Source organism: Candidatus Palauibacter sp., assembly GCF_965208055.1.
Classification (GTDB): Bacteria; Gemmatimonadota; Gemmatimonadetes; order Palauibacterales; family Palauibacteraceae; genus Palauibacter.
Window position 1 is genome coordinate 2,735,437 of sequence record NZ_CBDBNY010000004.1, and the last position, 25,921, is coordinate 2,761,357.

The following is a 25,921-nucleotide window of genomic DNA, read 5'->3' on the forward strand; positions in this document are numbered from 1 at the left end:
ACCGGCGCCTTCCCCCATGACGAGCCTCGCCTCCTCCGTGCGCGTCGTCCCCGTCGAAAGCCGCGCCGACCTCAAGCGCTTCATCGACCTGCCGTGGTCGATCTATCGGGGCGATCCCGACTGGGTGCCCCCGCTGAAGAGAGACGTGCGGGCGGCCTTCGATCCCGCGAAACACCCGTTCCACCTGCACTCGGAGGTCCAGCCCTGGCTCGCATTGCGCGACGGCCGGGCAGTGGGCCGAATCTGCGCGATCCGGAACCGGAATCATGAGCGGATACACGACGAAGCCGTAGGGTTCTTCGGCTGGTTCGAGTGCATCGACGACCCGGAAGTGGCCGGGGCGCTGCTCGACGTGGTTCGGGTTTGGCTCCGCGCGCGCGGCCTCACCGCGATGCGCGGCCCCACGAGCTTCTCGACCAACGAGACCTGTGGCCTGCTCATCGACGGAGATCCCGGGCCGCCGGTCGTCCTGATGGCCTACAACCCGCCGTACTATCCGGGGCTGATGGAGGCTGCCGGGCTGCGGAAGGTCAAGGATCTCTTCGCCTGGCACATGAAGAAGGGCGATTGGCCGCCGCACCTGTTCCGCGCCGAGAAGGTCGTGACACGCAGGTACGGCATCCGGATCAAGACGCTGGACATGTCGCGATTCGACGAAGAACTCGGCCGCGTCCAGCGCCTGTACAACGCGGCCTGGGAGAAGAACTGGGGTTTCGTCCCCATGACCGAGGCCGAGATGGATCACATGGCCGCGGAACTCAAGCCCATACTCGACCCCGAACTCGCGCTCTTCGCGGAGACGCCGGAGGGCGAAACCGCCGGCTTCGCGCTCGCCCTCCCGGACTTCAACCAGGTGCTGCGCCGGATGAACGGCAGGCTCTTCCCCTTCGGAATTCTCAAGGCGCTCATCTACCGGCGCAGAATCACGTGCATGCGCGTCATCATCCTGGGGCTCGCCGAGGAATGGCGCGGCAAGGCCGTCGATGTCCTCCTCTACCTGTGGCTGTTCAGGAAGGGAATCGCCGCCGGAATGACGTCCGCCGAGCAGTCGTGGATCCTCGAGGACAACCAGAAGATGAACCAGGCCATCGAGCGTCTCGGCGGCAGGGTCTACCGGACCTACCGGCTGTACGAAGCGGCCCTGTAGTGGCATCGGTCTTCCTGACGGGGGGGAGCGGGTTCCTCGGCAGCCATCTCGCCGAGGCACTCGTCGCCGCCGGACATCAGGTCACCGCGAGCGTGCGGCGAACGAGCGACACGCGTCGTCTCGATCGCCTCGAACTGACGAAGGTCGAACTCGATCTCGGGCTGAAGGACGAGCCGGCAGCGGCCGCGGCACTCGCGGAGTGCGCCGCCATCGTGCACTGCGGGGCGCTCACGCGGGCGCGCAACGCGTCGGAGTTCATGGCCGTGAACGCGGCCGGCACGCTGAGGCTTGCGAGGGCGGCGGCGGATGCGGGAGTCCCGCGGTTCGTGTTCATCAGCAGCCTCGCCGCCCGGGGCCCGGACGGAGCGGACGGACCCGTGAGCCCGTACGGTCGGTCGAAAGCCGAGGCCGAGGCCGCGCTCGCGTCCATCCGCGGGCCGATGGAGGTCACCGTGCTCAGACCGGGAGGGGTGTACGGCCCGCGCGACTCCGACCTGCTCCCGCTCTTTCGGCTCGCGGCGCGAGGGTGGACCGCGATTCCGCGCAGCCGCGCGCCCCTGCAGCCGGTGTATGTCGCCGATGTCGTCTCGGCCGTCCTGGCCGCCCTCGAGGCGGCGCCGGCGCCGTCTCCGCTTCCCATCGCCGCGGCGGAACGGCATTCCTGGCGCGCCCTGGCGGGAGCGCTGATGGCGGCCGTGAACCGCCCCGGTCGCGTCCTGCGGCTACCGTCCGCCCTCTTTCTCACCGCGGGGGCGCTGTCGGAACTCGCGGGCCGCCTGGCGGGAACCGCCCCGGCCTTCGACCGGAGGCGCGCGCGGGATCTGTCCGCGTACGCCTGGACCTGCGACATCGAGTCGAGCCAGGAATATCTCGACTCCTGGCGCCCGCGGGTCGGCATCGAAGAGGGGCTCGCGCGCACGGCGGAGTGGTATCGCCGCATGGGCTGGCTGTGAGCGGCGGCAGCGGACGGCTCCTGCCCGTCGATCGCCTCACCATCGGCTACTTCGGTTGCACGGGCCTCGTTTCCCTGGTGTTCGGCGGCCTGCCCGGGGCGGGAATCGCAGCGGCCCACGCGATCGCCATCTTCGGGATCACGCGACTCGCGGCCTGGCACCCCCGCGCCGGCCTCGCCGCGATCGCAAGGGCGGCGTACGCCGTGTTCCTCACGCCCCTCCTGTATGCGGAACTCGCCGTCCTCAACCGCTTCTTCACGCAACGGTACTTCGACGCCACGGTGCAGGCGTGGGATGCCGCCGTCTTCGGCGGGCAGCCCAGCATCGGCCTCAGCGCCCTGTTCCCCTGGCTCTCCTTCTCCGAGGTGTTGCACCTGGGCTACTTCGCCTACTACGCCATCATCCCCGCCGCCATCCTGGGCGTGTTCGCGACGCGGGGGATCGAGGCGCTGCAGCGCACCGCCCTCGCCGTAGCCGCCGCCTTCTTCGTCTCCTATCTCATCTTCATGTTCTTCCCGGTCGCCGGACCCCGATACGAGTTTGCGCAGATCGGAGGCGGGATCGGCGAAGGCACGCTGTTCGGCATCGTGCACGGGATCCTGGAGGCCGGATCGTCGAAGGGCACGGCCTTCCCCAGTTCCCACATCGCCGCCTCCCTGGCCGCGGTCGTGACCGCCGGAGGCGAGGATCGGCGCTGGTTCTGGCTCCTCCTCATCCCGGAACTCGCGTTGACTGCGGGGACGGTGTACGGTCGCTTCCATTATGCGACCGACGCCCTCGCGGGCATCCTGCTCGGACTGCTGATCTGCGCGGTAGTGCGCGCGTCCCGCTCCGGGGCCGAAGGCGCCCAAGTGGCCGAGGGCGGGCAACCCGCAGCCTGAACCGCGCATCATAGCGGTGGATCCGGAAGGTGACCTTCAGAGGGATGACGTGGAAGAACGCGACCTGATCGCACGCGCCAAAGCGGGAGAGCGATCCGCGATGGGGGAGTTGTACGAACGCCACGCGCGGCGCGTCTACACCGTGATTCGCCGTCTCGTGGGCGACGACCACCTCGCGGAGGACCTCTCCCAGGAAGCGTGGATCCGCGCGTTCGAGAAACTCCACCTCTTCCGGGGCGATGCGGCCTTCGGCACGTGGCTCTACCGGTTGGCGACGAATGTGGCGCTCAACCGGCTGCGCCGGTCGGCAAAGCGGCGTCCGGTGGAATCCGCCGCCGAGCTGCCCCGCGTGGCGCGGGCGCACGACGACGTGATCGTGACGCGGCGGGTCCTGACCCGGGCGCTGGACCAGTTGCCGCCGGGGTACCGGAGGGTCCTCGTGCTGCACGACGTGGAGGGATGGACGCACAACGACATCGCCGAGGCTCTGGGTTGTGCGCCCGGCACGTCGAAATCGCAGTTGCACAAGGCGCGGGCGCGCATGCGGAAGCTCATCGCTCCGGAAGATTCCGGGAACGGCGGTGCGCGGGGCGAAGCCCGGCTGTGAGTAGGGATAGAAGAGGGATGGAAGAGATGGCGAATCACATGGATGCCGAGCGAATCTCGGCGCTGCTCGACGAGCCGTGGGCCGACCGGGACTGCCGGGGCCACCTCGAAGCGTGCGGGGATTGCCAGGCGGAGTTCGAGCGGTTGAGCCGGCTGCGCATGGCGCTGTCCGCGCTCCCGGATGAGAAGGCGCCTGCCGGGCAGTGGGCCGCCATCGAAGCAGCACTCGACGCCAGCGAGACGCGGTTCGGCGTCCGCGGGGTCGGAGGAGGCCTCGTCGGCCGTCTCCTGGCTCGGGGACCGCTTCAGGCCGCCGCCGCCGTCATGCTGTTCGCCGGCGGCGTGATCGCCGGCCTCCAGTTCACGGGCGCGCGATCCGCGAACCCGCTGTATCCGGCCGAGGATCTCCCCGCCGTCGTTGCCACCGATGACGGCCGCGCGCTCGTGGACGGGCTCAACCAGATGGAATCGCTGCGGTCGCCGCTCAGGCAGGTGGGAGCGGGCGGGGCGGGCCCGGCTTCGGAGGGAGGGCCGAGCGGGAGAGGCCAACTGGAGACGGCCCAGCAATTGGCGAGGCTGGAGGGGTTGATCCGGGCACTGCGCGACGACCTGGAGACGAGTCCCGATGATCCCCTCGCCAGCGCCTACCTCCTGGAACTCGTGGAGACGCGCGACCGGCTCGCGGAGGATCTCGGCCGGGCGAGCGGGACGCGAACGTGGTGACGATGCTTCGCTCGCGGTCTCTGCGCCCGCTCGCCGCAGCTCTCGCCGTGGGCGTCCCGTCGCTCACGCCCCTGTCCGGTGCGGCGCAGGAGACCCCGGAGGTCGAAGCCGCCGGCTGGATCGGGGTTCGGGTCGACGAGCGCTACAACTGCGGCTGGGAGACACAGGAAGACTGGAAGAACTGTACGCTCGTCATCCAGGTTCGTGAAATGCAGGAAGACGGGCCGGCAGCGCGTGCGGGGCTCCACGTCGGCGATCGGCTGGCGGCGATGAACGGTGTGAGGTTGACCCTCGCCAATCTGCCCGACCTGCTTGCATCGATCCGCCCGAGCGTCCCGGTACGGGTGCAGGTCACGCGAGACGGGGCGGAGCGCACCCTGGAAGTCATTCCCGACACGCGACCCCCGGATGCGGACGACCTTCCGATGGTGGGCGGCCGCACGATCGTGGCCACGACCGGGAACCCGCGGAGCGGCACGTTCGTCCTGTGGCTGACGGATTCCGCCGAGCCCGACTCCACCGAGCCCGACCGTGCCGGCGTCGCCCTCGCGTTCCGGGATACGGATGACACCGGCGTGGCCGTGGAGCCCTCCGCCGTGCGGGTCGTGGACGGTCGACTCAACGTGCTGCCCGTGGGCGACCGCCCGGTCTCGGAGCTGCCGGCGCTCCGCGCGGAGATACTTCGCGATCTGCAGCGCGAGACGGAGTCCGCCTATCGCGACTTCACGCTTGCGCTGCAGCATGTCGGCGCCGTGCGGGCGCGCCTTTCGGCGGTGGAGTTCCGGCGCCGGGTGGCGCGAGCCGCTCAGGTGGCATTGCCGGAACTCGGTCTCGCCGCCCGCCTCCGCCGCACGTTCGCGGGGGCGGAGTTCGAGCCTGTGCGCGACTTTTCCGACCGGTCCGGCCTCGACGGTCTCCTCGTGCTCCGGGTCGCACGGGGGACGATCACGGCCCGACTCGGGCTCAGGCCCGGAGATCTCCTCGTGAGAGCGGGCGACCGCCGGATACGCGACCTGGAAGACCTCGTCGCCGCGCTCGAGTCGGAACGCGAACGAGGTCTCGGCGTGGCGTGGGTCCGGGGAAGTGAAGAGATGAGCGGGGTCTGGCCCCGGCGCTGACGGCAGCTCGCGGATCCTCGGGGAACGACGCTGGATTTTCGCATGGCTCAAAACCGTCCACGACTGTGGATCGACACCAGCAGTAGACGAAGCGCACGCGTCCGAATGGACGCGCTCGCCGTCGTCGGAGCCTTCCTCATCGGCATCGGGCCGGGCACGCCCGTTCAGCCCTGCCCGAAGCATCAGGCGGCGCACGGCGACGAGCCGGAGTCCCCCGCCGGCACGCTCCATGAGACGCATGCGGAAAGCGGCCGCGCGCACAGCCACGCGGGGCATCCTCCCGCCGACGACGCCGGCGCCACAACGCCTCCGCATCCGCATTCGGGCGGACCGTGCGACTGCCTCGGCACCTGTCTGACCTGCTGTGGTCCTGCGCTCGTGGACTCTCCGCAGCGCGCCGCCCAGCCAACCTCTGCAAGCCACGCACGGCGCGGGACCCGGCCCCGGCTCCGGCCCGCCCCCGCCCCCGCCGCTTACCTCAGGCCGTTCGGTCAACCGCCCCCCGCCTGACTCCTCGACACAGACCCGTACGAGTCGCCCGGAGCCGCGAACCGCGCCGGCCACGAAGTCGGTCCGTGTCCTCGCGCCCGGCGCATCCCTTGTCGAACGCCATGGGGATGGAAGTCCAACTCCCCTACCCCATGCAGATCGGCTCCGGCACGTTCGACCTGCGCCCCGGCCTCACCTGGCTGGGCCAGGCCGGCGACTGGTCCTGGGGAGCCCAGGGGAACGCCGTGATGCGCATGGGCACGAACAACCGTGATTGGTCACTGGGCAACCAGCTGCAGGGCACCGCGTGGTGGGCCCGGGTGCTGGGTCGCCGTCTTGCGGCCGGCGTGCGCCTCGTCGCCACCCGGACGGGCGACATCGACGGCATGGACGTGGCGCCGAGCGTGAACCCGGCCATCGTCCCCACGGCGCGAACGGACCTGCGCGCCGGCACCGTGGTGGAGGGAGGATTGAGCCTCAACCTCTACATCCCCCGGGCCAGGGCCTTTCGCGTCGCCGCCGAGGTGCTCCTGCCGCTCATGCGCGACCTCGACGGACCCCAGCTCGAGACCGATCTGACCTTCGTGTTGGGCTTCCGGGTCGTACCCATAAGCCACTAGACGGCAGCGCGTTATCACTGCGGGGGCCGATCCTCGCCGGCCCCCGCAGCGCGCCGCCGCCGGCCCCCTTCGACACGGAGAGCGTATACATAACTCACGAGTGTATACACATTATACGGTTTGTCATCGCTCAAGGCCGGGCGTACTCTCCCCACCCGCCGCCACCGATCCCCGGTGCGCGAAGAAGGCCCCGAACCATTCGAGAAATCCCCATGTCCGACGCGTCTCCTGCATATGACACTCTGCGCACGCCCTCCGGCGGGGAAGCCATCCGCATGGCGGGCGACCGCCTGGACGTGCCCGATCGTCCGATCGTGCCCTTCATCGAGGGAGACGGCATCGGCCCCGACATCTGGCGCGCCGCGAGCGCGGTGCTCGAAGCGGCCGTCGAGAAGGCGTACGGCGGCAGGCGGCGGATCGCGTGGTTCGAGGTGCTCGCCGGCCAGAAGGCGTTCGACCGCACCGGGGACTGGCTCCCCGCGGACACGCTGCGTGCGATTCGGCATCACCTCGTCGCGATCAAGGGGCCGCTGACGACGCCGGTGGGTGGAGGGATCCGATCGCTCAACGTGGCGCTGCGCCAGAAACTCGACCTGTTCGCGTGCGTCCGCCCCGTGCGCTGGTTCGAGGGCGTCCCGTCGCCGGTTCGCCAGCCGGACCTCGTCGACATGACGATCTTCCGCGAGAACACCGAGGACATCTACGCCGGGATCGAATGGGAGGCCGGGAGCGAGGAGGCCCGCCGTCTGCGCGCCTTCCTGTGCGACGAGATGGGCGTCTCGACGATCCGTTTCCCGGACACCAGTTCATTCGGCGTGAAGCCGATCTCGCGGCAAGGGACGCGGCGGCTCGTCCGCGCCGCGATCCGCTACGCCCGCGACCGTGGATGCGGCAGCGTCACGCTGGTCCACAAGGGGAACATCATGAAGTTCACCGAGGGCGGCTTCCGCGACTGGGGCTACGAACTCGCGAAGGACGAATTCGGGGCGCGGGAGTTCGGCGGCGGTCCCTGGTGCCGGACCTCGGACGGCATCGTCGTCAAGGATGTGATCGCCGACGCCTTCCTCCAGCAGATCCTCACGCGGCCCGCGGAGTACGACGTGATCGCGACCATGAACCTGAACGGGGACTACATCTCGGACGCGCTCGCGGCGCAGGTGGGCGGGATCGGCATCGCCCCCGGCGCGAACATCAACTACGAGACGGGCCACGCGATCTTCGAGGCGACACACGGCACCGCGCCGAAGTACGCCGGGCAGGACAAGGTGAACCCCGGATCCGTCATCCTGTCCGGCGAGATGATGCTGCGGCATCTGGGGTGGAACGAAGCCGCCGACCTTATTGTATTCTCCTTGAGCGCAACCATAGGCGAGAAGCGCGTGACGTACGACTTCGAGCGCCTGATGGAAGGCGCCACCCTCGTCAGGTGCAGCGAGTTCGGTCAGGCCATGATCGACCACATGTGACGGACCCGGCACAATCCGATGGAGAAAGAGATGAGCAAGACAGGCAGGTTTGCGACGGTCGCAGGACTGGTGTCCGCGCTGGCGGTACCGGTCGCGGTCGAGGCCCAGCTTCCCGCGGGCATTACGGAGGTCGCCAGCGTAGAGGGCATTACGGAGTACCGGCTCGACAACGGACTCCGCTTTCTGCTCTTCCCCGACCAGAGCAAACAGCAGATTACCGTGAACATCACCTATCTCGTCGGCTCGAGACACGAAGGCTACGGCGAGACGGGGATGGCCCACCTCCTCGAGCACCTCGTGTTCAAGGGGACGCCGGACCACCCGGACATCCCGAAGGAACTCGACGAACATGGCGCCTTCCCGAACGGCACCACCTGGTTCGACCGCACGAACTACTTCGAGACGTTCCCCGCCACCGATGAGAACCTCGACTGGGCGCTCGACCTCGAAGCGGACCGCATGGTGAACTCGTTCATCGCGGCGGCGGACCTCGAATCCGAGATGACCGTCGTTCGGAACGAATGGGAGGCGGGGGAGAACAGCCCACAGGGCGTGCTCCAGAAGCGGGTGATGTCCGCCGCCTACGACTGGCACAACTACGGCAACTCCACCATCGGAGCCCGCGCGGACCTCGAGAACGTGCCCATCGACCGTCTGCAGGCCTTCTACCGCAAGTACTACCAGCCGGACAACGCCATCCTCGTCGTGGCCGGCCGCTTCGAACCGGCGCGGGCGCTCGCACTCGTCGCCGAGAAGTTCGGCGGCATCCCGCGGCCCGAACGGACGGGTGCCAACCAGCTCTTCCGTACGTACACCGCCGAGCCCGCGCAGGACGGCGAGCGGACGGTGACGCTGCGGCGCGTCGGGGATGTCCAGCTCGTGATGGCGGCGTACCACATGCCGCCCGGGTCGCACGAACAGTTCGCGGCCGTCGACGTGATGACGCACCTGCTCTCCACCCGCCCCGCCGGCCGACTCTACAAGGCCCTCGTGGAAACGGGACTCGCGGCCGGCGCTTTCGCCTTCAACTACCAGCTCAACGAGCCCGGCATGCTCCTGACCGCGGCCGAGGTCCGCGAGGAGGATTCCCTTGAGACCGCGGCCGAGACGTTGCTGGAGACCGTGCAGGCGCTGGTCGACGACCCACCGACGGAGGAAGAGGTCGAGCGCGCGAGGACCGACTACCTCTCCAGCATCGAACTCGCCTTCAACAACCCGCAGGGAATCGCGCTTCAACTGAGCGAGTGGGCGTCGATGGGGGACTGGCGCCTCTTCTTCCTGCACCGCGATCGGCTTGAGCGCGTGACGCCGGAGGCGGTGCACCAGGTCGCCCAGGCTTACCTGAAGCCGTCGAATCGGACCATCGGGTACTTCTACCCGGCCGAAGAGACGCCGGCGAGGGCGGAGATTCCGGCCGCCCCGGACGTCGAGGCGCTCGTCGCGTCCTACACGGGACGGGAGGCCGTAGCAGAGGGGGAGGCCTTCGATCCGACGATCGAGAACATCGAGACCCGGACGGAACGGTTCGAACTGCCCAATGGCCTCAAGGTCGCCTTCCTCCAAAAGGAAAACCGGGGCGACGCCGTGAACGTCGGCTTTGCGCTCCGTCACGGCACCGAGAGCGCCCTCATGGGGCAGGCCACCGCCGCGTCGCTCGCCGGCGCCATGCTGATGCGGGGGACGACGAGCCGCTCCCGCCAGGAGATCTCCGACGAACTCGATCGCCTGAAGGCCCAGGGCGGCATCGGCGGGGGCGTCACTTCGGCGAACGGGTCGTTCACCACCGTGCGAGAGAATCTCCCGGCCGTCCTCCGGCTCGGCGCGGAGATCCTCCGGCAGCCGGCCTTCGACGCGGAAGAGTTCGAACTGCTGCGCGAGGAGCGTCTGGCGGGCATCGAGTCGCAGATGTCGGAGCCCCAGGCCCTCGTGATCCAGGCGTTTCAGCGCCACTTCGGCGACTATCCGGCGGATCACCCCCGCTACTCGCCGACCTTCGAGGAGCAGATCGAGCGCCTCGAGGCCGCGACGGTGGATGAGGCGCGCGCCTTCTGGGAGGGCTTCTACGGGGCGCAGGGCGGCACCCTGTCCGTGGTCGGCGATTTCGAGGCCGCGGAGATCCGGGCCCTGATCGAGGAACTGTTCGGCGACTGGACCGCGAACGAAGCTTACGCCCGCGTTCCGATCCAATACCGCGAGATCGAGCCGCTAACCCTCGACATCGAGACGCCGGACAAGGCGAACGCCATGATGTTCGCCGGACTTACGATTCGGATGCGCGACGATCACCCCGACTACCCCGCCCTGCTCCTCGGCAACCACATCCTGGGCGGCGGCATGAACTCTCGTCTGTTCAGCCGCATCCGGGGAGAAGAAGGCCTGTCGTACGGCGTGGGTTCGAACTACGGCGCGCCCCCGATCGATGACAACGCGCAGTTCGCCGCGTTCGCCATCTTCGCGCCGGAGAATGGGGACAAGGTCGTGGCGTCGTTCACGGACGTCCTCGACACCACGCTGGCCGACGGGTTCACGGAGGAGGAGTTCGAGGGCTCGAAGCGCGGATATCTCGACCAGGCGCAGAACAGCCGCTCGAACGACGCGGTCATCGCGAACATGCTGTCGAACAGCCTGTTCCTGGACCGTCCGCTCTCGTTCACGAGCGAACAGGAAGCCGCGATCGAGGCGCTGACGGTGGACGAGGTCGTGGCCGCGATGCGGCGGCACATCGACCCGGCGAAGCTGACGATCATCCGGGGCGGCGACTTCGCCAACAAGCTCGTCCCTTAAGCGCGAGCCCGCCGAGCGGAGCGGCGGGCGGCCGGATCAGCGGCCGCCCGTCTGCTCCCGCTCCACGTTCAACTGCGCGATGTCCGGACTCCACCGCGTGTCGCCCAGCAGGTGCTCCACGAAGTACTCCGCGCGCAGCCAGAACCAGTAGTCGCTCATGTCCCCGTAGCCGTGCCGCTGGCCGGGGAAGACGAAGTAGTCGAAGCGCTTGTTGGCCCGGATCAGCGCCTCCGCCATGCGGTGCGTGCCGGCATGGTGGACGTTGTTGTCGATGTCCCCGGTCGTGAGCAACAGGCGCCCCTTGAGGTTCGCGGCCAGGTCCGAGTTGCGCTCGATCTCGTACTCGAACGTCACGTTCCCGCTGTCGTCGACGACTTCCCGCACGCCGTGGTGTTTCTCGGACCAGTTCTGGTTGTACACATCGTTGTTGTGGTTCCCGGACGAGGAGACCGCGACCTTGAAGAAGTCCGGGTAGACGAGCATCGCCGCCGTCGACATGAAGCCGCCCCCGGAGTGCCCGTAGATGCCCACGCGGTCGATGTCGATGAAGTCGTGCCGGTCGACCAGTTGCTCGATCGCGGTCTTCTTGTCCGCCAGCCCGTAGTCGCGGAGGTTCCCGTACCCGTAGTTGTGGTACCACTTCGAGCGCGCCGGGTGGCCGCCCCGGTTCCCCACCGTGATCACGATCATCCCGAACTGGGCCAGCGCCGTCTCGTAGCGCGCGGTCGAGAACGATTTCGCGACGGCCTCCGTCTGCGGCCCCGGGTACACATAGGCGACGATCGGGTACGTCTTCGACGGGTCGAAGTCGAACGGCTTGTACATGACGCCGTACAGGTCCGTGACCCCATCGTCCGCCTTCACCGTGTAGGGCTCGGGGAATCCATACCCCGCCTCGTGCAGCTTCGAGAAGTCGGCGGTCTCGAGATCCGTGATCCGGCGGCCGTTGGCCGCATGGAGCGCCGCCGCCGGGGTCGTGTTGACGCGCGAATAGTTGCTGACGAAGAAGCGGTTCGACTCCCCCATCTCGACCCGGTGGTCGAAGTCGCCCGGGTTCAGCAGCGTCAGTCCGGAACCGTCCAGGTTCACCCGGTACAGGTGCTGGTAGTAGGGATCCTCGCCCTCCTCGCGCGCGTTGGCCTGGAAGTAGACGACGCCGGCCGACTCGTCGACGCCGACCACCTGGCGCACCGACCACGGACCCTCGGTGAGGCGGTTGCGGAGCGTGCCGTCCGGCCCGAACCGGTACAGGTGCGCCCAGCCATCCCGCTCCGACCACCACAGCATGTCGCCCGACTCGAGGAGTTCGAGGCGCTGGAACTCCACGTAGGTGTTGAGCCGCTCCTCGAACAGCACGCGCGCCTCGCCCGTCGCGGCGTCCGCCACCATCACGTCGACGCGGTGCTGGTCGCGGCTCTGCCTCACGAAGTGGAGTTGGTCCGAGTCGGGAGAGAGCCACAGCGAACGGAACGGCTCCTCGCTGTCCGGATAGCGGAACTGGCGCGCGGAGGTCGTGAAGAGCCGGTGGTCCTTCCACTCCTCCGGCATCGCGACTTCGACCATCCCGCGTTCCTGGAGGTCGTAGATGAGGAGTTCGGGCTGGCTCACGGTCTCCTCGCCCGGCATGTCGTACTTGTAGGACTCGAGTTCGGGCCGCTTGTTGCCGACCATGTGGATGACCCACAGGTCCCCCGCCTCTCGCCGGTCGCGGCGGATCAGGGAGAAGCGGCGTGAATCGCGGGACCACGAGATCGACACCCGCTTCCGCTCGTCCGCGTTCTCCCTGCGCTCGATGTCCGTGTCCCCGCGTTCGAACACGGCGTAGCTGTAGTGCTCCTCGCCGTCCGTCGTGAGCTGCGTCTCCTCGACCTCGATCCCCTCCTCCGCCTCGTCCGCCTCGTCCCCGCTCTTCCCGCGGCGCGCCTCGAGGAACTGCTGGTAGTCGTCCCCGCTCATCATGTACAGGTTGTGATGGCGGGCGAAGATGACCGTCTGGCCGTCCGGGGACACGCTGGCCCATGACGGATGGTTGTCGGGCGCCTCCCAGTCCTCGAGTTCACGCAGCACGCGGGTGTTCACGTCGTACTCGAAGTGGAACACCTTCTTCCGGGCGCGACGTCGCTGCTGCTCTCCCTCTTCCTCCTCCTCGTCCAGTTCCTCCATCTCGGATTCCGTCTCGTCTTCCTCCTCGTCCTGCGAGGACTCGACCTCGAACTGGAGCGTGTTGGCGTCGATGAACCTGATCGAGCGGATCGGGAGGTGCTGGCCATCCCAGGGATCGCGCGTGATGCGGGTCAACTCGGCCGCGATCCGGTCGTTGTCGAAGATCTGGCGCTTCGTCCCCGCCACCGGATCCACGATGTGGTAGAACGAGCCGTCCGAACTCTCCCATTCATACCAGAACGATTCGGAGCCCTCGATCCACTGCGGGTCGACCGAGGTCGAGTAGACGAGATCCTGGATCTTGTACGGCGCGAAGCGCGCCGCGAGGCGGAAGTTCGCCGGGTCTTCGGCGGCCTCCTGCGCGGCGAGCGGCGCCGCGAGCAGGATCACGGCGGCGAACGGAAGGAAACGGCGGAGGCCGGCTCGGTAGGCGGATTTCATGGCAAGACTCGTGGTTGTCGTGTAGAGAACGGGCGACGAAAGAACGCGGGAGAACGTGGAGGAGGTGACAGCGGCCTGTCCAGATGGCGGTGGCGCGAGAGGTTTGGGCGCACCCCGCCGGCAGGGGCCGATCCGGGCGACCGACCCCGAGCCGACAGGGGTTGAGGGGATTCGTCGGCGGCTAGTCGCCGCGTCCGAGCATGATGCCGACCACGGCGCCGCCCGCGCCCCACAGGACTGCGGCGACGACGACATCGACGACGGCCCAGGTGAGCGTCGAGATGTTCATCGTGCCCAGCGTCATGAACCCGAAGGCGACGGCGATGAGCGCGCCGACCATGGCGCCGCCCCGAGCGCCGGCCGCGGCGTCCGTCGCGCCCTTCCAGCCGAGGACCGTGGCGAGCACGCCCCCCGAGGCGAGCTGGCCTACCGCGATCCAGAGGAAATCGGGAGACTCCTTCATGACGCCGGTGGCGGTCCCCATGTTGGCTTCGAGGAATCCGCCGAGCACAAGCTCATACAGTACGTAGCCGCCCACAAAAAGGACGACGGCTCCGGCGACCGATGCGACGAGGCACTTCGTGTTCATGGCGTTACCTCCACCTGAGGGTGGGTGGCCCCCCCTGACACGTCCCGTCCCCGATCCGGCGCAGGCTTGAGACCCAGCCTGCCGGATTGAGCATAGGAATCGTTAAAGGCGGCCGGCAAGAGAGGTTGACCGCAGGCGGGTTCGTCACTCCGTCAGGGAAGCGGCGGCTTCTGGTCCTTCGGGATCGCGGATTTCCAGGGGCGGCCCGCCGTAGACCGGCCGTGCGCCTCCCTGGCCGCGGCGAGCAGATCCGGGTCGGTGAGGAGGTCCACTCCCGTCATCGCCATGACTCGCGCTGCCACGTCCGCGGCAGCCGCCGCCCACTCGGTTCCGTGCGAGGCGCTCGTGGCCCACGAGTGCCACGGGACGCCCTTCGGAGCCGACGTCACTTCAAGCTGGACGGTCGGTGTGATCCAACTCACCTCCGCCACATCGGTGGATCCTCCCTGCGCCGGGGTCGCGCGGGTCGCGAGCGGCTGTACGTCGACGTCGAGGCCGGCCTGCTCGATGTCGAGGCCGGCCTGCATCTCGCGGCCCCAGGCCTGGAAGGCGTCCGGGAATCGCGGTCCGCCGACCGCCTCCAGGTTGGCCTGCATCGCCTCCTGCAGCGGACGGTTGAGCAGCAGCGCATGGACGCCGGTGATGAGGGAGACCTCGTGCTCGGTGCGGGTCGCCTGTGCGGCGGCGGCGGCGATGTCGAGCAGCCACTCGTAGTACTCATCGACGTGCGCGCGCAGCGTGTCCCGCACGTAGTACCACGCCTTCGCATACTCGGGGACGACGTTCGGCGCCTCCCCCGCGTTCGGCATCACGTAGTGGATGCGGGTGGAGGGCTGCACGTGCTCCCGCATCAGGTTCGCGCCGTAGTTCATCATCTCCACCGCGTCGAGCGCGCTGCGCCCGTTCCACGGATCGGCCGCCGAGTGCGCCGCCTGTCCCCGGAACTCCACCGTGAAGTTGTTCATCGCCTGCGTCGAGGCGTTCGTGACCCGGGTCTCCGTCATGGGGTGCCAGACGAGCGTCGCGTCGACGTCGTCGAAGACCCCCGCGTTGGCCATGTAGACCTTGCCGACGACCGTCTCCTCGGCCGGCGTGCCGAACAGCCGCACTTCACCCGGGATGTCCCGGTCCGCCATGGCGCGCTTGATCGCAATCGCGGCGCCGACCGACCCCGCCCCGAACAGGTTGTGGCCGCAGCCCTGGCCGCTCGTCACGCCGTCCGCCCGGGCTTCCCGGTGCGGCACCGGTGCGTTCCCGACGCCCGGCAGCGCGTCGTACTCCGCCAGAACTCCGAGCACGGGACCCCCGCTCCCGTGGCGGAAGGTCGCGACGAACGCGGTGGGCATGCCGGCGACGCCGGTCTCGACTTCAAAGCCCTCGGCTTCAAGCAATCCGGCGAGATACTCCGCCGAACGGTGCTCGAGGAGGGCGATCTCCGAGTACTCCCACAGCGTCATCGACATGTCCCTGATCTCGTCCGCCAGGTCGTCGAGCGCTTCCAGCGCCGCCATCTTCCCGGGCGACACGTCCCGCATGAGGGTCGTCGGAACCTGCGACGTCAGGGGAGCGGCGATGAAAAAAAGAACAAACGCCGCCACCCCTGCCGTGAACGACGTCTGCCTCGGGAGGGAGATCCTGAGCATTTCGATGTCCTTGTGCCTTGGGGTCACCGGGCGGCCGGGATGGACCCGCGGCACGGGACCACCCGCGATCTCGACTAGAACCGGTCCAGCCGGGGGTTGACCACGTTGGAGTAGATCGACCCGAAGGTGTAGGAGAAGCCCACCGACACGCCATACTCGAATCCGCTCTGCAGGACGCGCTGCCGGAGCAGCACCTCTTCCGTCGTGGCGTCGCCGGCGGGCACGTTGAGCTGGTCGCGGATGCGCGAGTAGTTCGCGTTCAGCCGGAGCGACAGGCCCCGGAAGATCCGGAAATCGGCCCCCGCGAAGGCCGTGAAGCGGTTCTTCGAGGGGTCGTGGAGAAACTGGGAGAAGGTCAGGAACCCGTAGGATTCGCCCCACGGCTGGCGGACGCTGAGGCGGATCCTGAACCGGTGGTGGGGGAGGGTCTCCTCGTCCTTGAGGAAGACCGTCTGCTCGATGTAGTCGTGGTACCGGAGACCGACCGTGTAGAGGAAGTTGAACTGCCTGCGGGTCGACTCGGAGTAGGGAAAGATGTTGTACTCCAGCGCCGGCCCCACCTGGAGCTGCAGCTCTTCGTTGGCAAAGCTGGAGTGCCCCAGCTCGTACGCGGCGCCCGCCGACCAGTGATCCGAAAGGCTCCATACGCTGAGTCCCTCGGCATCGTAGCTCTCGCGGAGGCTCGTCACGGATGTCGTGTCCGAGGTCTCGAAGAGTCGCCGGTTGTAGCTCCCGCCGATGGAGAACTCGAGCTTCAGGGCATCCGTGACGCGGTCGGCGGAAAACCCTCCGGACAGCTCGTACTCCTCGGTGCGCTCATCCACCTCGAACTCGACGTTCGAGCGCAGCCGGAAGGTCCAGAAGTTCCACGGGTCGTCCTCGGGCCTGGCCGCGATCTCGCCGTGTTCGGCTCCGTCGTAGTGGATATCGATGCTGGGAGCCTGACCGGTGCGCGCGATGTAGCGCAGAAGCCCCAGTTCCAGCGTGTGCGCCACCTCGGTCAGCCGCTGTTCCACCGCGAGATTCGCGCGGGTCACGACTTCGAGGCGGTCCGTGATCTCGATGAACTCCTCGCGTCCGATGAAATCGAGCGTGAAGCGCTGCCCTCCGCTGCCCGTGCCCTCCGAGGTCATGAGCACGTGGACCTGCGCATCCTCGCGGTCGCGCGTGTAGTTCACGTACGGGATCTCGCGCCGGTAGAAATCGAAGTCGCACATGCCGCGGCCGCCCTCGCAGTCGAAGAAGACGCGAAGCGCGCCGTTGCCGTTGGCGGCGGGCGGCTCCTCCTGGGCTTCGAGGGGGACGGCGGCAAGGCAGGCCGCGGCGAGGAGGCCGGCCGCGACCGCAACCGCGCGCGTCCCGGGCGGGGCGGGGGCCGATGACGTTCCCGCGGGAACGCGGAGTGCGCGCCGCGTCGCGTTCGGAGAGGTGTTCAATTGAGGATTCCCTGGCAGACGGCTTAGAAGAACTGGTCGATGAGGATCGGGTTGCCGTCGGGGTCCTCGACGACGATGTGTGCGGGCCCGGCATCGCCCGCTTCCTCCGTCCCGTGCGTGATCTCCACGCCACGTTCCCGCAGCGTCCGTTCGAGTTCCCGGACATCCGTCCAGGACTCCATCGGCTTGCCCTCGAGCGTGAGCCCCGGATTGAAGGTGAGGATGTTCTCCTCGAACATCCCGTGGAAGAGGCCGACCACGGTCTCTCCGTTCATCATGATGAGATAGTTTGCTTCGGCGTCACCGCCCGTCTGCACGAAACCGAGCTTCTCATAGAACGCCTTCGAGGCGGCGAGGTCCTTCACCGTGAGACTGATCGAGAAAAGGCCGAGATCCAAGGGATCGCTCCGCGTTCAGGGCGTCAGGACGACGGTCGCCCGGAAACTGATGCCCGGGGCCCGCGCGGCCAACGGCGCGCGCCGAGACCCGCCGGCTCTCCGATTCCGGCCTTGCGCGCAATGAGGCCGCAATGACGCCGCAATGAGCGCGCTCCGCCTTTCGCTCCGCTCACCGCAGCTGCGGCGCCGGGCCGTGGAAAGGATCCTCGACCCGCCCGCGGCCGCGATTGCTCGGGACGTGATCCGGGGCTGGACTGGATACGACGCGACGCCGATGGTAACACTGCCGGAGCTCGCCGCGTTGCTGGGAGTGGAATCGGTGTGGCTAAAGGATGAATCGCCGCGCTTCGGGCTCGGCTCCTTCAAGGCGCTCGGCGGGGCGTTCGCCGTCCTGCGTGCGCTGCAGGACGAGATCGAGCGCCGGAGCGGTCTCCGGCCGACGACGGCGGAACTGCGGGCCGGGCATCCGCTGGCGGCGGACATTACGGTCACGACCGCCTCGGCGGGGAACCACGGCCGGTCCGTGGCGTGGGGTAGCGCCGAGTTCGGCTGTCGCTGCGTGATCTTCCTTCCGGAAGACGCGATACCGGCGCGCGCCCGGGCGATCGAGGGACACGGAGCGGAGGTGGTCCGCGTGCCCGGCGAGTACGATGGCGTTGTCGGGCACACCGACCGGGAGGCCGCGCGGAATGGCTGGATCGTCGTCTCCGACACGGCGTACGAAGGCTACGAGGAGACGCCGCGCCGCATCATGGCGGGCTACACGCTCCTCGCCGCCGAGATGCTGGACGACCTTGCCGATGCCGGCTCGGCGCCGCTCACGCACCTCTTCGTGCAGGCGGGCGTCGGCGGCCTCGCGACCGGAGTGTGCGGCCATTTCGCGCAGACGTGCGGCGAGGGTCGGCCGCGCTTCATCGCCGTCGAGCCGTGGCGGGCCGACTGCTTCGGCCGGAGCCTGCGACTCGGCCGGGCGAGCATCGCGGAACCGCCGTTCCACACCGCGATGGGCGGTCTCGCCGCCGGCGTCGCGTCGACGATCGCCTGGGATTACCTGGCGCCCCTGCTCGACGCGGCGGTCGCGCTTCCCGAGCCGGTATGGACCGCCGGCGCCGAGGCGCTCGAGTCCGGTCGGCTGGGCGCCCGCATCATCGCGGGCCCGTCCGGCGCCGCCGGCGTAGGGGCGCTCCTCGCCCTGGCCCGCCTCCCCGGCATCCGCCGGCTCCTCGGCCTCGATCGATCCGCCCGCGTCGGCGCGATCGTGACCGAGCAGCGCTTCGACTGACCCCCGGCCGCTGCCAGGGGCGCGGGTCGCGCACCGCTTGCCGCAGCCTCTCTCCTCCCTATAGTCGATCACGTCGATCATCGCGCCGCACGCGCGAACCGGCCACGGCACGCTTGACTCCCGCAACCCGGCCAGGAGCCCCATGTCCGATTTCGCTGCCTATATCGACCGCGAACTCTCGCGGTTCCACGAAGAACTCGAAGCCTTTCTCCGCATTCCCAGCATCAGCACCGATCCCGAGCATGCGGGCGACGTCCGCGCCTGCGCGGAATGGGTCGCCGACCACCTCCTCGCGGCGGGGCTGCACGAGGCCGAGGTCATCGACACCGGGGGACATCCCATCGTCGTCGGCGAACGGATCCACTCCGAAGAGGCCCCCACAGTGCTCGTATACGGGCACTACGATGTACAGCCCTCGGAGCCCGACGAGTTGTGGACGAGCCCGCCGTTTGACCCGGAGGTCCGCGATGGCCGCCTGTACGCCCGCGGATCGATCGACGACAAGGGGCAGGTCCACATGCACATCAAGGCGCTCGAGGCGCGCCTGGCGTCCGGGGCGGATGTCCCCGTCAACCTCAAGCTCGTGATCGAGGGCGAGGAGGAGGTGGGGAGCCGCCACCTCGCGGCCTTCCTCCACGAGCACGCCGAGCGGCTCGCCTGCGATGCGATCCTCGTCAGCGACACCGGGATGTTCTCGCCCGAGTTGCCGTGCATCACGACCGGGCTGCGGGGCATCGTCTACACCGAGATCAACGTCCACGGCCCCAAGTCGGACCTGCACTCCGGCACCTACGGCGGGGCGGTCGTGAACCCCGCCAACGCCCTGGCCGCCATCCTCGCCGGCCTCCGGGACGAACATGGCCAGGCCACCGTGCCGGGATACTACGATGCGGTCCGGCCCATCAGCGCCCGCGAACGGGCTGATCTCGAACGCCTTCCCATGGATGAAGAGACGCTCCGGGCAGAGGTCGGAGCGCCGGCGCTCGGCGGGGAAGCCGGCTTCTCGGCGCTGGAGCGGCTATGGTACCGCCCGACGCTCGACGTCAACGGACTGCTCAGCGGCTTCACCCGCGAAGGCTCGAAAACCGTCCTCCCCTCGCAGGCGATGGCGAAGGTATCGATGCGGCTGGTTCCCGATCAGGACCCGGCGCAGGTGATCGAAGCCTTCGAGGCCCGCGTCCGCGAACTCGCGCCGGAGGGCGTGACCATCGAGATCAAGCGCTCGCACGGCGGCGCCCCATGGGTGGCCGACACCGAACATCCCATCTTCGACGCCGCCTCCGCCGCGCTCGAATCGGGTTTCGGGGCCCCGCCCGCGTACATCCGCGAGGGCGGCTCCATCCCCATCGTGCAGGAATTCGAGGAGACCTTCGGCGCTCCCGCGCTCCTCGTCGGCTTCGCGCTGCCCGGATGCAACATGCATGCGCCGGACGAGTGGATCGATCTCGGGGTCTACCGAAAGGGGATCGCGGCCCTCGCCGACCTCTACGGCCGGCTCGGCGAGCAGTTAACCTAGGCCGCTTGCCTGAGCCGTTGGCGCCGGGGGCTCAGGCGATGGGTACGATGTCGAGTTCCGTCGTGATTTCGATGCAGCCGGAGAGCGTTCGGTAGACCGGGCACTTCGGCGGATGGGCTTCGAACGCGCGCCGAATCGCATCGACGTGCGTCTCATCCGCCTGGAGACGATACCGGGTCCGGATCCGCCGGATCACGAGCACGCCCTCGTCCGTCTCGATCTCGCCCTCCACGTTCGCCACCAACCGTCCCTCGTCCGCCTTGACGCCACGCGCTTCCAGCGCGCCCCCGAAGGTTCCGGCCAGTCAGCCGCCGGTTGCGGCAATGACGTAGTCGAGCGTGGTGGCGATGTCGCGCTGGCCGCTGACTCCGTAGTGTGCGGCGATCGCGGAGTGGACGCCGAACTCGACCGGCGCGTCCGTGACGGGGATCTCCGCCGTGCGGTATGGCCCCTTCTGTCGCACGATCTTCACGTGCGAGCGGTATACGACTTCACTCATTGGCTGGTTCTCTCCGTGATGATGTCGAGGAAGTTCATGACAACCCGGTGGGTGAGCCCCCAAATGGCGTCGCCCTCGTACAAGATGGAGGGCCACACGTGTTCGCGGCCACCATCCGGGTAACGGACCTCGGAGCGCAGAGCGGGGTCACGCAGCGCGCGGAGCGGGGCCCAGATGTGATATTGCACCTCCGCGTTCGTCGAGACCCGGATGTTCTCCCCGTGCCAGGCGACGAAAGGAGAGATGAGGATCGAAGGGATCCGGCGCGTCACCGGGTGCAGGTCGTCGAGGCGGCCCAGGTATCCGCTGCGCGGAAGATCGAGCCCCACTTCCTCCCGCAACTCACGGCGCGCCGTCTCCAGGAGATCCGCATCCGCCGCGTCCCGGTGTCCGCCGGGGAGCGCCATGTGGCCGGACCACGGGTCGCCGGGGACCTCCGCCCGCCGGACGAAAAGCACCTCGAGGTCATGGTCCCGCGGACGGACCACGAGCGTCACGGCGGCGTGGCGCTCCGTCGCGCCGGGGTCGACGACGGCGTGACTCTCCGCTGCGAGCCGACGGGCGACCCCCGTCGCGCTCCAGCCTTCGCTCCCGGATCTTCCTCTCAACGCCCCTTCTCCGCTTCGTCGAGGAGCCGCAGGTAGCTCTCCAGCCGACGCCGCTCGATCGTCCCAGCCTCCACGGCCGTCCGAACCGCGCAATCCGGCTCCACCCGATGGCGACAATCCGCGAACCGGCAGCGCTCGCCCGTCGCGGCGATCTCGACGAAGCCGTCGGCGAGTTCCGCGGGATCCAGCCCCCACAGCGCGAGGTACTGCAGGCCGGGCGTGTCCGCCACGTAGCCGCCCGCCGGATATCGATAGAGCGCCGACGCCACCGTCGTGTGGCGCCCGCGCCCCCGCCGCTCGCTGATCTCGCCCACCCGCAGGTCGAGTTCCGGCACGAGCGCGTTCAACAGGCTCGACTTCCCCACCCCCGACTGGCCGCTGAGCACCGTGATCCGTCCCGCGAGGCGTCCGGCGAGCGCCTTCAGCCCCGCCCTCGATTCCACGCTCGTCCGCAGCGTTTCCACGCCGAGCGCCGCGTACTGTTCGAGGCCGTCTCCGGTTGCGGACTCCCCGAGGGCAGCGCCGGGGCTCGCCAAGTTCGATGCATGCTCCGCCGGCCCCGTCAGGTCCGCCAGATCCATCTTGTTCACGACGAGGAAGGCGTCGATGTCGCTCAGCGCCGCAAGCGCGAGCAGGCGGTCCACCATGAGGAAATCGGGATCGGGCGCCGTCACCGAAACGACGACCGCGACCTGGTCCACGTTCGCGACGATCACCTGCTCGCGCCGCTTGGAGACACCGTGCCGGGACAGCGCGCCGCCTCGCGCACGGAGCCGAACGATCCGCATCTCGTCGCCGACGCGCTCCAACTCGACGAGGTCGCCGACCGAGACGATGCGCGAGTCCGTCCGCTTCAGGCGCCCGCGCAGCGACGCCTGGACCACCGTCGTCGCATCGTCCACGTGATAGATCCCACCCGCGATCCGCAGCACGCGGCCGACGGTAGCGGAGGGCCCACCGGATCTCACGCTGGGTTGCAGCTTCCGAGCGGAGTCGAGGAGTTCACCCGGAGCCGCTGTCCTCGTCCGTCGCGTCGCCCAGTTCCTCGAGACAGTTCCACGCCAGCAGCGCGCACTTGATGCGGACCGGAAACTTCGAGACCCCCGCCAGGGTGCGCAGATCGCCGAGGTCGTCGTCCGACAGCATCGCTCCGTCTCCGTGCAGGAGGTGCGTGAACTTCCCGGAGAGCTCCAGCGCCTGCTCGAGCGACTTCCCCAGCACGCGTCCCGTGAGCATCGACGCCGACGCCTGGCTGATCGAGCACCCGCGGCCCAGGAAGCGCGCCTCCGCGATGCTCCCCCCCTCCACGCGCAACATGAGCTCGATCACGTCGCCGCAAAGGGGGTTGTTCATCGTGATCACGTGGGTGGCTTCGTCCAGGTGCCCCTTGTTACGAGGCTTCCGGTAGTGATCGAGGATGACTTCCTGGTACAGCTGGTTGAGCGACGAAGGGATCTCCCGGTCGATGGTCCCGGGCGTCCTCGAACGGGGTTCGATCATGGGTTCAGGCGATGCCGCCGAAGACTTCGGCGGCCAGGGCGAGGCCATCGCACAGCGCGTCGATCTCCTGCGGCGAATTGTAGAAGTAGAAGCTCGCCCGGGCCGTGGCGCTGATCTCGAAGTGGTCCATCAGCGGCTGGTTGCAATGATGTCCGGCCCGGATCGCGATGCCCCGCTGGTCGAGGATCGTGGAGAGGTCGTGCGGATGTACGTCGCCGTACGTGAAGGAGAAGACCGCGGTCCGCTCTTCGCGCGGGCCGTACAGGCGAAGTCCCTCGATCTCGTCGAGTCGCTCAAGAGCGGCGCGCTTCAAGGCGTCCTCATGCGAAGCGATCGCCTCCGACCCGAGGTCCGCGAGGAAACGGGCGGCTTCGCCGAAGCCCACGACGCCCGAAATGTTGGGCGTTCCGGCCTCGAACTTGTGCGGAACCTTCGCCCAGGACGATCCCTCGAGCTTCACCTCCGAGATCATCTCGCCCCCGCCCTGGTACGGAGGCATCTCCTCCAGGAGTTCGCGTCTGGCCCACAGCGCCCCGACGCCGGTGGGACCGCACATCTTGTGGCTGCTGAACGCGTAGAAGTCGCACCCGAGCTTCGCCACATCGGTGAGCATGTGGGGTGCGGCCTGCGCGCCGTCGATGAGCGTCAACGCGCCGGCGGCGTGCGCCCGGTCCACGATCTCCCGGACCGGATTGACGGTCCCCAGGCTGTTGGAGACGTGTGTACAGGCGACGAGCCGGGGTCGCGTTGCGAGGAGCCGGTCGAGGTCGTCCAGGTCGAGGGTGCCCTCGGGCGTTACGTCGACGAAGCGGAGATCGCACCCCGTACGGCCCGCGAGCAGTTGCCACGGCACGAGGTTCGAGTGGTGCTCCATCTTCGTGAGCACGATCTCGTCGCCCGCGCCGATGAACGCGTCCCCCCAACTCGCCGCGACGAGGTTCACCGCCTCCGTCGTGCCGCGCGTGAAGACGATCTCCGCCGGGTCCCCCGTACCCGCATGCGCCGCCACCGCGCGGCGCGCGCCCTCGTAGGCCTCCGTCGCCTCCGCGCTGAGTTGATGCACGCCGCGATGCACATTGGCGTGCTCCTCGCGCAGGTAGCGCTCGACCCGGTTCAACACGCGGAGCGGCTGCTGTGAACTCGCCGCGTTGTCCAGGTAGGCCAGGGGGTGGCCGTTGACGTCCCGCGAGAGAATGGGAAACTGTGCCCGGATCGCCGCGAGATCCCAGCCGCCATCCTCCGAAGCCTCACCCGAGTCGCCGCGGTCGGCGGCCGCGGAGGGACTCCCGGTCGCAAGCATGCCCGTCGCGTGCCTCGTGTCCGTCAGCGCCGCCGTCTCCGCCGTCTTCGCCATCGGGGCCCCGGTCCTCGGCTGGGTTCCGCTCAGCCGAGGTCGACCTGAATGTCGTCCCCGTCGATCCGCACATCGAAGCGCCGGACCGGCATGACCGCCGGGAGCGCCCTCGGCGCGCCGGTCGCAAGGTCGAAGCGCGCCCCGTGGAGGAGGCAGGTGATCTCGCCCGCCTCGACTTCGCCGTCCGAGAGCGGGAACTCCTCGTGGGAGCAGCAGTCCTCCAGCGCGTAGACCTCGCCCCCGCTCCGGATGAGGGCGATCGCCAGGTCTTCCGCCATCACGCCGCACGTTCCGTTCTCCGGCACGTCGTCAACCCTGGCCACCGTGACGAATCGGCTCATAGCCCGATCTTCTCCTCGATCGCTTCGCGCACGCGCGCTCGCACCCCCTCCATCGGAAGGCGCCCCAGCACCTCGTCGAAGAACCCGAACACGAGCAGGCGCTCGGCCTGGCGCCGCGTGAGGCCGCGGCTCATCAGGTAGAAGAGTTGCCCGTCCTCCACCTGTCCGATCGTGGCCCCGTGCGAGCAGCGCACATCGTCGGCTTCGATCTCCAGGTTGGGAAGCGCGGAGGCATGAGAGCGCTCGCTCAGCAGCAGGTTGCGGTTCGTCTGGTAGGCGTCCGTGAGCTGGGCGCCCTTGTCGACCCGGATCAGCCCGCGAAAGACGCTCGAACCCGCGTCCGTCAGGGCCCCCTTGAACAGCAGGTCGCTGTGCGCGTGCGGCGCCGCGTGATGCTGCAGCGTGTGGTGGTCGAAGTGCTGGTCGGAGTCGCCGAACCAGAGGGCGAGCATCTCGCTGTCGCTCCCGGGGCCGTCGAGACGGCTCGTGACGTCCGCCCGCGACAGGTCGCCGCCCAGCGCCACATTGAAGGTGACGACACGCGAGTCGCGGCCCGCGACGACGTGCTGCGTCGAGAACCGCTTCACGCCCCGGCCGAAGCGCTGGAGCGCGACGTAGTCGATGCCCGCGCCCCCCTCCCCCGTGATCGTCGCTCCGTGAAGCGAGACCGTCTCCGCATCGAGGTCGTCGGAGAAGAACTCGTCGATGACCGCGGCCCGGGCGCCCGACTCCCCGTACACGAACGAATGAGCCGAGGAGAGCGTCCCCGCCCGTTCGACGATGTGGAACGCGTGGATCGGCGCCGGCATCTCCACCCCGCGCGGCACGTAGAGGAAGTAGCCTCCGCCCAGGAGTGCGAGGTGCAGCGCCCAGAGCTTCTCCTCCGCGGGGCCCGGTTGCGCCTCGAGCAGCGCGCGCCTCAGCACCTCCGGATGCCGATCCGCCGCGTCCCGGATCGACGACAGGACCACGCCGCTCCGCGCCACCTCGGGTTCGAGTTCGAGATGCGCGACCCGCCCCTCCCGCAGCACGACGACGCCCGCGCGCTCGCCGGAGCGTCCGAGCACCTCGCGCACGTCCGCCGACAGCGTTTCCGCCGTTGCGGGCGCCGGGACCACCGGCGTGAGCGCTTCGAAGCCGACCTTCGTGAGGTCCGTGTACCGCCATTCCTCCGACTTCTTCGTCGGCCAGGGAAGGGAGGTGAACCGCGCCCATGCGGCGGCCCGCGCCGCCGCGATCACGTCCGGCTCCGTCAGCCCGCCGGAAAGCGTATCGAAATCCGCCGCGGCCAGCGTCGACTCCGCCGGCCCGGCCGTTATCGTGCTCATATCCTGAGAACCCCTCGTCGTCTGTGTCAGGGAGTG

The 25,921-nt window shown here is 68.8% G+C and carries 24 protein-coding genes; 11 read left to right on the top strand and 13 right to left on the bottom strand.

Annotated features, from left to right (window positions below; translation table 11 throughout):
* Positions 1 to 16: 16 nt before the first annotated feature.
* From ACOGXI_RS12140 to ACOGXI_RS12180, 9 genes are all read left to right on the top strand, one after another.
* A complete protein-coding gene (locus ACOGXI_RS12140) occupies positions 17 to 1,147 on the top strand; it encodes an N-acetyltransferase (RefSeq protein ID WP_419939107.1) in 1,131 nt (376 codons plus the stop codon).
* The gene (locus ACOGXI_RS12145) at positions 1,147 to 2,100 is read left to right on the top strand and encodes an NAD-dependent epimerase/dehydratase family protein (protein WP_419939108.1); all 954 of its coding nucleotides are present in this window, start codon (positions 1,147 to 1,149) and stop codon (positions 2,098 to 2,100) included. Before ACOGXI_RS12140 ends, ACOGXI_RS12145 begins: the two co-directional genes overlap by 1 nt.
* Complete coding sequence (locus ACOGXI_RS12150; protein WP_419939109.1) at positions 2,097 to 2,981, top strand: phosphatase PAP2 family protein; 885 nt, start codon at positions 2,097 to 2,099, stop codon at positions 2,979 to 2,981. Before ACOGXI_RS12145 ends, ACOGXI_RS12150 begins: the two co-directional genes overlap by 4 nt.
* 49 nt (positions 2,982 to 3,030) lie before the next feature.
* Positions 3,031 to 3,588, top strand: coding sequence for an RNA polymerase sigma factor (locus ACOGXI_RS12155; RefSeq protein ID WP_419939110.1), 558 nt, complete (start codon positions 3,031 to 3,033; stop codon positions 3,586 to 3,588).
* 26 nt (positions 3,589 to 3,614) lie between these two features.
* On the top strand, positions 3,615 to 4,310 hold the full coding sequence (locus ACOGXI_RS12160; protein ID WP_419939111.1) for a hypothetical protein: 696 nt from the start codon (positions 3,615 to 3,617) through the stop codon (positions 4,308 to 4,310).
* Between the two features lie 2 nt (positions 4,311 to 4,312).
* Positions 4,313 to 5,428 (top strand): PDZ domain-containing protein, encoded by a 1,116-nt coding sequence (locus tag ACOGXI_RS12165; RefSeq protein ID WP_419940197.1) that lies wholly within the window; start codon positions 4,313 to 4,315, stop codon positions 5,426 to 5,428.
* Between the two features lie 599 nt (positions 5,429 to 6,027).
* Positions 6,028 to 6,537 (top strand): hypothetical protein, encoded by a 510-nt coding sequence (locus ACOGXI_RS12170; protein WP_419939112.1) that lies wholly within the window; start codon positions 6,028 to 6,030, stop codon positions 6,535 to 6,537.
* Between the two features lie 212 nt (positions 6,538 to 6,749).
* Complete coding sequence (gene icd, locus ACOGXI_RS12175) at positions 6,750 to 8,003, top strand: NADP-dependent isocitrate dehydrogenase (RefSeq protein WP_419939113.1); 1,254 nt, start codon at positions 6,750 to 6,752, stop codon at positions 8,001 to 8,003.
* 30 nt (positions 8,004 to 8,033) lie between these two features.
* Complete coding sequence (locus ACOGXI_RS12180; protein ID WP_419939114.1) at positions 8,034 to 10,787, top strand: M16 family metallopeptidase; 2,754 nt, start codon at positions 8,034 to 8,036, stop codon at positions 10,785 to 10,787.
* Positions 10,788 to 10,823: 36 nt separating this feature from the next.
* Here ACOGXI_RS12180 and ACOGXI_RS12185 read toward each other — a convergent pair whose 3' ends face one another.
* From ACOGXI_RS12185 to ACOGXI_RS12205, 5 genes are all read right to left on the bottom strand, one after another.
* Entirely contained in the window at positions 10,824 to 13,391 is a 2,568-nt protein-coding gene (locus ACOGXI_RS12185) for a DPP IV N-terminal domain-containing protein (protein WP_419939115.1), read from the bottom strand.
* Positions 13,392 to 13,572: 181 nt separating this feature from the next.
* Positions 13,573 to 13,980 (bottom strand): hypothetical protein, encoded by a 408-nt coding sequence (locus ACOGXI_RS12190; RefSeq protein WP_419939116.1) that lies wholly within the window; start codon positions 13,978 to 13,980, stop codon positions 13,573 to 13,575.
* Positions 13,981 to 14,132: 152 nt separating this feature from the next.
* Positions 14,133 to 15,623: an amidohydrolase gene (locus ACOGXI_RS12195; protein ID WP_419939117.1), complete on the bottom strand. Its 1,491-nt coding sequence runs from the start codon at positions 15,621 to 15,623 to the stop codon at positions 14,133 to 14,135.
* 74 nt (positions 15,624 to 15,697) lie between these two features.
* Complete coding sequence (locus tag ACOGXI_RS12200) at positions 15,698 to 17,059, bottom strand: hypothetical protein (RefSeq protein ID WP_419939118.1); 1,362 nt, start codon at positions 17,057 to 17,059, stop codon at positions 15,698 to 15,700.
* A 23-nt stretch (positions 17,060 to 17,082) separates the two neighbouring features.
* Positions 17,083 to 17,457, bottom strand: a complete 375-nt coding sequence (locus ACOGXI_RS12205; protein ID WP_419939119.1) for a VOC family protein — start codon at positions 17,455 to 17,457, stop codon at positions 17,083 to 17,085.
* Positions 17,458 to 17,599: 142 nt separating this feature from the next.
* On the opposite strand from ACOGXI_RS12205, the gene ACOGXI_RS12210 reads away from it, so the two are divergent.
* Together ACOGXI_RS12210 and ACOGXI_RS12215 are read left to right on the top strand one after the other, a co-directional pair.
* Complete coding sequence (locus ACOGXI_RS12210; protein WP_419939120.1) at positions 17,600 to 18,739, top strand: diaminopropionate ammonia-lyase; 1,140 nt, start codon at positions 17,600 to 17,602, stop codon at positions 18,737 to 18,739.
* Positions 18,740 to 18,881: 142 nt separating this feature from the next.
* Entirely contained in the window at positions 18,882 to 20,255 is a 1,374-nt protein-coding gene (locus ACOGXI_RS12215; protein ID WP_419939121.1) for a dipeptidase, read from the top strand.
* A 31-nt stretch (positions 20,256 to 20,286) separates the two neighbouring features.
* On the opposite strand, the gene ACOGXI_RS12220 is transcribed toward ACOGXI_RS12215, so the two are convergent.
* From ACOGXI_RS12220 to sufD, 8 genes are read right to left on the bottom strand one after another with little or no spacing between them, the layout of a single operon-like run.
* A complete protein-coding gene (locus tag ACOGXI_RS12220; RefSeq protein ID WP_419940198.1) occupies positions 20,287 to 20,559 on the bottom strand; it encodes an OsmC family protein in 273 nt (90 codons plus the stop codon).
* Positions 20,560 to 20,754: a hypothetical protein gene (locus tag ACOGXI_RS12225; RefSeq protein ID WP_419939122.1), complete on the bottom strand. Its 195-nt coding sequence runs from the start codon at positions 20,752 to 20,754 to the stop codon at positions 20,560 to 20,562.
* A complete protein-coding gene (locus ACOGXI_RS12230; RefSeq protein ID WP_419939123.1) occupies positions 20,751 to 21,362 on the bottom strand; it encodes an NUDIX hydrolase in 612 nt (203 codons plus the stop codon). The genes ACOGXI_RS12225 and ACOGXI_RS12230 overlap by 4 nt, the downstream gene beginning before the upstream one ends.
* Positions 21,359 to 22,330, bottom strand: a complete 972-nt coding sequence (gene rsgA, locus ACOGXI_RS12235) for a ribosome small subunit-dependent GTPase A (RefSeq protein ID WP_419939124.1) — start codon at positions 22,328 to 22,330, stop codon at positions 21,359 to 21,361. The genes ACOGXI_RS12230 and rsgA overlap by 4 nt, the downstream gene beginning before the upstream one ends.
* A gap of 34 nt (positions 22,331 to 22,364) precedes the next feature.
* Positions 22,365 to 22,862: a Fe-S cluster assembly sulfur transfer protein SufU gene (gene sufU / locus ACOGXI_RS12240; RefSeq protein ID WP_419939125.1), complete on the bottom strand. Its 498-nt coding sequence runs from the start codon at positions 22,860 to 22,862 to the stop codon at positions 22,365 to 22,367.
* A gap of 4 nt (positions 22,863 to 22,866) precedes the next feature.
* The gene (locus tag ACOGXI_RS12245; protein ID WP_419939126.1) at positions 22,867 to 24,216 is read right to left on the bottom strand and encodes a cysteine desulfurase; all 1,350 of its coding nucleotides are present in this window, start codon (positions 24,214 to 24,216) and stop codon (positions 22,867 to 22,869) included.
* Positions 24,217 to 24,245: 29 nt separating this feature from the next.
* Positions 24,246 to 24,557 carry a non-heme iron oxygenase ferredoxin subunit gene (locus ACOGXI_RS12250; RefSeq protein WP_310784786.1) on the bottom strand — a complete coding sequence of 104 codons (312 nt, stop codon included), beginning with the start codon at positions 24,555 to 24,557 and terminating at the stop codon, positions 24,246 to 24,248.
* Positions 24,554 to 25,885 carry a Fe-S cluster assembly protein SufD gene (gene sufD / locus ACOGXI_RS12255; RefSeq protein WP_419939127.1) on the bottom strand — a complete coding sequence of 444 codons (1,332 nt, stop codon included), beginning with the start codon at positions 25,883 to 25,885 and terminating at the stop codon, positions 24,554 to 24,556. Before sufD ends, ACOGXI_RS12250 begins: the two co-directional genes overlap by 4 nt.
* Positions 25,886 to 25,921 lie beyond the last annotated feature (36 nt).

What these genes read in the sequence shown, in the direction of transcription:
- ACOGXI_RS12140 (WP_419939107.1), top strand. Translation starts at nt 17, where the DNA reads ATGACGAGCCTCGCCTCCTCCGTGCGCGTCGTCCCCGTCGAAAGCCGC.
- ACOGXI_RS12160 (WP_419939111.1), top strand. Translation starts at nt 3,615, where the DNA reads ATGGCGAATCACATGGATGCCGAGCGAATCTCGGCGCTGCTCGACGAG.
- ACOGXI_RS12165 (WP_419940197.1), top strand. Translation starts at nt 4,313, where the DNA reads ATGCTTCGCTCGCGGTCTCTGCGCCCGCTCGCCGCAGCTCTCGCCGTG.
- icd (WP_419939113.1), top strand. Translation starts at nt 6,750, where the DNA reads ATGTCCGACGCGTCTCCTGCATATGACACTCTGCGCACGCCCTCCGGC.
- ACOGXI_RS12180 (WP_419939114.1), top strand. Translation starts at nt 8,034, where the DNA reads ATGAGCAAGACAGGCAGGTTTGCGACGGTCGCAGGACTGGTGTCCGCG.
- ACOGXI_RS12185 (WP_419939115.1), bottom strand. Translation starts at nt 13,391, where the DNA reads ATGAAATCCGCCTACCGAGCCGGCCTCCGCCGTTTCCTTCCGTTCGCC.
- ACOGXI_RS12190 (WP_419939116.1), bottom strand. Translation starts at nt 13,980, where the DNA reads ATGAACACGAAGTGCCTCGTCGCATCGGTCGCCGGAGCCGTCGTCCTT.
- ACOGXI_RS12195 (WP_419939117.1), bottom strand. Translation starts at nt 15,623, where the DNA reads ATGCTCAGGATCTCCCTCCCGAGGCAGACGTCGTTCACGGCAGGGGTG.
- ACOGXI_RS12210 (WP_419939120.1), top strand. Translation starts at nt 17,600, where the DNA reads ATGAGCGCGCTCCGCCTTTCGCTCCGCTCACCGCAGCTGCGGCGCCGG.
- ACOGXI_RS12215 (WP_419939121.1), top strand. Translation starts at nt 18,882, where the DNA reads ATGTCCGATTTCGCTGCCTATATCGACCGCGAACTCTCGCGGTTCCAC.
- ACOGXI_RS12225 (WP_419939122.1), bottom strand. Translation starts at nt 20,754, where the DNA reads ATGAGTGAAGTCGTATACCGCTCGCACGTGAAGATCGTGCGACAGAAG.
- sufU (WP_419939125.1), bottom strand. Translation starts at nt 22,862, where the DNA reads ATGATCGAACCCCGTTCGAGGACGCCCGGGACCATCGACCGGGAGATC.
- ACOGXI_RS12245 (WP_419939126.1), bottom strand. Translation starts at nt 24,216, where the DNA reads ATGGCGAAGACGGCGGAGACGGCGGCGCTGACGGACACGAGGCACGCG.
- ACOGXI_RS12250 (WP_310784786.1), bottom strand. Translation starts at nt 24,557, where the DNA reads ATGAGCCGATTCGTCACGGTGGCCAGGGTTGACGACGTGCCGGAGAAC.
- sufD (WP_419939127.1), bottom strand. Translation starts at nt 25,885, where the DNA reads ATGAGCACGATAACGGCCGGGCCGGCGGAGTCGACGCTGGCCGCGGCG.